This is a genomic window from Guyparkeria sp., assembly GCF_046540515.1.
Classification (GTDB): Bacteria; Pseudomonadota; Gammaproteobacteria; order Halothiobacillales; family Halothiobacillaceae; genus Guyparkeria.
In genome coordinates, this window is sequence record NZ_JBKHFB010000095.1 from 1 (window position 1) to 5,555 (window position 5,555).

Here is a 5,555-nt window from a genome sequence, read left to right on the forward strand (position 1 = left end):
TCGAGAATCTCTTCGACCGCGACTACCAGGTCGTGCAGGGATACAATCAGGCCCCGCGCGGCGTGTTTGTGAGCCTGCGCTACGGCCGGTAACATAGCGTCTCCCCCGGCTTTTCAGGACGTCATCCGACCATGCCCCTCTCGCTCCAGGACCGACTCTTCCCGACCAGCCGCGCTGTCGCCATCGCGACACTGGTCGTCATGGCCGTCTCGATGCTCGCCACGCGCTATCACCACTTCAGCTCGGCGCTGCATCTGGCCGACACGTCCTGGGCGGTGTTCTTCCTCGCCGGGTTGTGGTTCCGGCAGTTGCGGGTGCTGGTCGGCCTGCTGGCGCTGGCCGTCGCGATCGACCTGGGCAGCGTCTGGATCGACGGCGCGGCCATGGCCAGTTGCTTCTCGCCGGCCTACCCCGGTGTGCTCGCCGCCTACGCCGCCCTCTGGGGTGCGGGGCGGCTGGCCGGCAAACGAGTGGCGACATCGTCGTCCATTCCCCTTCAGCTGGTCTGGATCGCCGGGGCACTGGTCGTGGGCAGCGTCGTCGCCTTCGCCCTCTCGAACGTCACGTTCTACGCCTTTTCGGGCCAGTTCGACGAGATGTCCGCGGCCGAATACGTCTCGCGCACGCTGCCCTACCTGGGCGGGTACCTGTCCAGTGCTGCCACCTACAGCGTGATTGCGCTGGCGGGGATGGCCCTGGTAAATGTCCTGCGTGAAGGAGCGCGCGCGCATCGACACGGCTGAGGCATTCGGCACCCCGTCATGCGAAAACCCGGCACCTGGATGCCGGGTTTCTTACGTTGGTCGTTGGTAGGCGTTTCTCGTGTTCGAGAGGGTGGCGGGCTAGTTGCCGGCCGGCTCCTCGGCGGCTTCCTCGTGGCCGAGGCGCATCTGGTCGATGCGCTCCTCGAGCGCGCGGATATCGGGGATGGCGGTAAGACGCCCGCCGATCCGCACCACATCTCGCCACAGCGGGTTGTCCTGCGGGCCGACCGTCTCGATCTGGCTTCGCTCGACCTGCTCCGAACGCGGCACGCCGGACAGCAGCACCGCGTAGTAGGGCAAGGCCCGCTCGGGGTCGGTGCCGTAGAGCACCGCACAGCGCACCCGGCGACCGATGGTCGGCACGGGCTCCCCGTTCATGGCCTCGAGACTGACCAGCGGCACGTGCTGGCCACGCCAATCGACCATGGTCGCCTGATTGCGGCCGAGCCGTATGCTGCCCTCGGGCAGCGAGACATCCGTGATCTCGGCAATCAGGGCGTAGGGGATCAGCAGCTCGAGTTCGGTCAGCTGCGTGGGGAGGCGCACGGCGCGGATCGCGGACTCGCCGGTGAGCCGATCATCTTGCGATGCCATGGCTGCTTGCTCTTCCTCTTCAGTCGGCATTCTCGCCCCCAGTCGTCGAGCCGTCCGGCTCGCTCTCGCCGGCAACCGGCTGGGCCGGAAGCAGGCGCTCGATGGTATCGATCAGGTCGGTTTCGGTGTAAGGCTTGCCGAGATAGGCGGAAACCCCCAGCGCCTCGGCGCGGGAGCGGTGCTTCTGGCCGGTACGCGAGGAGATCATGACCACCGGTGTGTCGGCCGCCGCCCGGTCGTTGCGAATCGCGCCGAGGAGTTCGAAGCCGTCCATGCGCGGCATCTCGATATCGGTCAATACCAGATCCGGCTGGCTGTCCTGCAACAGACCCAGCGCCTCGACGCCGTCGCGGGCCAGCACCACGTCGTAGTTGTTACGCTCGAGCGTGCGTGCGGTGACCTTGCGCACGGTCAGCGAGTCGTCCACCACCAGCACGGACGGGCGGGCACGGACCGGCTTGACGGTCGCCCGCCCCCCCAGTCGACGCTGGTAGTCGCGGCGCTGGAACTGCTGCACCAGCTCGAACAGCTCCAGCACCAGGATCACGTCGCCGTCATCGGCGATCGTGGCCCCCGACAGACCCGGGATCCGCCCCAATTGTGGCCCCAGCGACTTGACGAACAGCTGGATGCCGCCGAGCTGGTGGTCCACGTGCAGGGCAAAGCGGCGCTCGCCCAGCTTGAAGAGCATGATCGGCCGGATCGCCGCGACATCCTGGGCGGTTTCCGCCGGTGGCTGTCCCCACAGGAGTTCGCCGAGATAGTAGAGCGGGTAGGACTCACCGTCGTACTCGATCTGCGGCTTTTCCTCGCGGTAGTGGTCGGCGAGGGCTACCCCGGTCATGCGTGTCACGGACACGACGCCCTTGTAGGGAATCGCGTAGCGATCGTCGCCGCTGGCGATCAGGATGCCGCGGGTCATCGCCTGGGTCAGCGGCAGGTTGAGCCGAATCTCGGTGTAGCGACCCTGCTCGGAATCCACGTCGACGAAGCCACCCAGCTCACGAGTGGCGCTTGCGACCACATCCATTCCCACCCCACGACCGGCGACCTGGGAGACATTGCCGGCGGTCGAGAAGCCCGGCAGGAAAATCAGCGAACGGGCCTCCTCGTCGCTGATATCGATATCCGCCGGCATCAGGCTGCGTTCGATCGCCTTGCGCCGGATGGCATCGAGATCGAGCCCCCGACCGTCGTCCCGCAGGCTGACCGTGATGTTGCCGCCACCACTGTCGATGTTGAGCAGCAGGCGCCCCACAGGCGGCTTGCGGGCGACCCGACGCTCCTCGGGCGACTCGATGCCGTGGGCGATGGAATTGCGCAACATGTGCTCGAGCGACGGCAGCATGGCCATCAGGGTGACCCGATCGATCTCGGCGTCGCCGTTCTCGATCACCAGTTCGGCCTGCCGTCCCATTTCGTCGCTAACCTGGCGCACGATGCGACGCAGACGGCCAGCGACGTCGTTGAAGCGCACCAGCCGCATCGCGAGCACGCCATCCTGCATCTTCCGCCCCAGCCGGGACTGCTGCAGGAGCAACAGTTGCGACTGCTCGGTGAGCGAGCTCAGGCTTTCCTCGATATTGGCCACATCCCCGAGCGACTCCATGATGCCGCGCGAGAGTTCCTGCACCTGGGTGAAGCGGTCGAACTCGAGCGGATCGAACTGCTCCTCGGTAATTCCGGCCTCCTCCATCAGGTCGGCCTTGATCTGCGTCTCGGTCTCGATCTCCAGCCGGCGCAGCTGGCTGCGCAGTCGGGTGACCGTCTGCTGCAGTTCGAAGAGCTGACGCTCGAAACCGTTTACCTGACGGTCGATACGTGACTGCAGCAGCACCGACTCGCCGATCTGGTTCACCAGGGCGTCGATACTGCCGGCCGCCACACGCACCTGGTCGTCCCGGCGCTCCGAGCCGGATTCCTGGGCCGCGCCAGCCTCTGACGTCGTGCTGGCCGCGGTGCTTGTCTGAGTCTCGGGCGCCAGCCCGGCGGGCGAGTCGGCCTCCTCTCCCCCCACCGAGGAATCGGCCCATCCCGACGAATCTGCGGTGTCGGGGATGCGGCTCGCCTCGGCCTCCACGCCGTCCCGGCCACGTCCCGCAAAGCGGCGAGCGCCGTCCGGGTCGCGTATCCAGCCGATCAACTCGCGCTGCTGGGGAATCGGTTGCTGGTTGCGCACCCGGTCGAGCAACCCGGCGATCACGTCGTAGCTGTGCTGGACCAGCGCGACCAACGGCTCGTTGTTCTGGGCTTCCTCCCGCCGGGCCAGGTCGAGACGTCCCTCGAGGTGGTGGGCGACGTCGCCCAGATTGAGCAGGCCGGCCATGCGCGCCCCGCCCTTGAGCGTGTGGAGGTTGCGGTGCAGCAACCGGATCGACTCGAGATCGTGCGGGTGGACCCGCCAGTGGGCGAGATAGGCATCAGCCTGCTCGAGCAGTTCGTCCGCCTCGTCGAGGAAGATCTGGAGGATGTCCTCGTCCTGTTCGGCCGGGTCGTCGTCCGGGCGATGCTCGATATCGGCGTAGTCCTCGCCTTGCGCGCCGGTGCCTGCGCCCTCCTCCTCCAGCTCGGCGCCGGTCTCGGCCTCGTCAGCCCACCTTCCGGCCGTCTCGCGGCCCTCGCTCTGGGTCGTTTCGCCCAGGGCCTCGTCCTGCCCGGCGTCATCCTGGACCGCCCCGGTCGCCAGGGCGTCGGCCTCGGGCCGATCGGCAGGCGATTCCTCCGGAATGGTCTCGTCCGCGCCTTCTCCGGCCGTCTCGTCGGGCTTCGGCTCGAGAGACTGGTCGGCGACTGCACGCCCATCATCGGGCTCGCCGACCGGCACCGATTCCGCCGCCGTGCCACGCTCACCGTTCCCGTCGGAAAGGTGCTCGCCGCCCGCCGCCGGCTCCGGCTCGAACGCCTCGCGGGAGTCACGTGCCTCGGCGCTTTCGGTCAACTCGCCGAAGTCGTCGAGCACCTGCTGCAACTGGATGTCCAGACGACGCTCCAGGTCGGCGGTGTCCGGCTGCTCGAGGCTCGGGTCGACCGCCCAGCGGCGCAGGGCCTCGATCGCGTCCGCGCCTTCGGCAAACAGCGCCAAGTCCTCGCCACCCAGTCGTTCCTGATGCTCGGCGAGCACCCGTGTCCAGTCCTCGAGGTAGCGCGCCAGCGCGGCGATGATGTCCACGCCAGCCGTGCGTGCCGAGCCGAGCGTGGTATGCAGGAGGCGCACCAGGTCGTTGTCGCAGGCCAGGCCGACGCCGTGCTCGCGAGCGGCCGCGATCTGGCGATGCAATTCGTCGATGTAGCCGCCGATCTCCTGGTCGAATATCTCGCGCAGCACCGGGTCGTCGATCACTGGCGCCGGCTGCCCGGCCGGCTCCGACTCGCCCCCCTCTTCCTGGGCCATGGCCTCGGCGGAGATATCGGGCGACTCGTCGATCGGCTCGGCGACGGACTCGGCCTCGTCGGACGGGCCGCCCATGTCGACCGGCTCACCCGCTTCGAGGCGCTCGGCCAGTCGGAGGGAATCGGCCCAGTGCGACTCGGGCGTGGCACGTCCGGCCCCGAGATCGGGCAGGGCCGCCTGCATCAGGTCGACCGCGGCGGCCGCGCCCTCGCGGGTCGCGTCGCTGTCCTCGCGCTTGCCATCGATTACCTGGTTGAGCAGGTTCTCCCAGGCCCAGGCCCAGTCACCGATGCGGTCGAGACCGACCATCCGACCGCTGCCCTTGATGGTGTGAAAACCGCGACGCAGGGTCACCAGGGCGTCGGGGTCCCGCTTGGCGAGCCAGGCCTGGCTCGCCTCGGCCATGTCCGGCACCGTCTCGGCCATCTCCTCGGCGAAGACCTCGCGCATCTCCGCCATCATCGGCTCGTCATCGGCCGCCTCGGCCGATGACTCCACCACGCCCTGGTCCTCAAGGGCGGCGCCATCTACTTCCCTCTCGGGGAACTCGGGGGTCTCAACCGGCTGGTCCGGCAGATCGACGGCCATTTCCCCGCCTGCATCGGGTTCGGTACGGAGTTCGTCCTGGTCGTCGGCCAACCCGAAATCAAGGGCCGATTCCAGCGCGGGCGATGCCGTGGACTCGACCTGGTCGAACGACAATGCCGCTCGGGAAGCCTCGTCGGCCTCGTTGTCCGGCTCGAATTCCCCGGTCTCGGTCTCGGTCTCGGTCTCGGTCTCGGTCTCGGTCTCGGTCTCGGTCTCGG

General features: G+C 68.1%; 3 protein-coding genes. 1 reads left to right on the forward strand and 2 read right to left on the reverse strand.

From position 1 onward, the window contains the following. Positions 1–131: 131 nt before the first annotated feature. Positions 132–743 (forward strand): hypothetical protein, encoded by a 612-nt coding sequence (locus ACLFRM_RS08855; RefSeq protein WP_410755377.1) that lies wholly within the window; start codon positions 132–134, stop codon positions 741–743. Positions 744–842: 99 nt separating this feature from the next. Here the strand turns inward: ACLFRM_RS08855 and ACLFRM_RS08860 are convergent, their stop codons facing one another. Continuing rightward, positions 843–1,358 (reverse strand): chemotaxis protein CheW, encoded by a 516-nt coding sequence (locus tag ACLFRM_RS08860; RefSeq protein WP_410755378.1) that lies wholly within the window; start codon positions 1,356–1,358, stop codon positions 843–845. Between the two features lie 19 nt (positions 1,359–1,377). Next, positions 1,378–5,555 (reverse strand): Hpt domain-containing protein (locus ACLFRM_RS08865; protein ID WP_410755379.1); only part of this gene is annotated, 4,178 nt, incomplete at its 5' end.

Coding starts and splice junctions, on each gene's coding strand:
- ACLFRM_RS08855 (WP_410755377.1), top strand. CDS start 132: ATGCCCCTCTCGCTCCAGGACCGACTCTTCCCGACCAGCCGCGCTGTC.
- ACLFRM_RS08860 (WP_410755378.1), bottom strand. CDS start 1,358: ATGGCATCGCAAGATGATCGGCTCACCGGCGAGTCCGCGATCCGCGCC.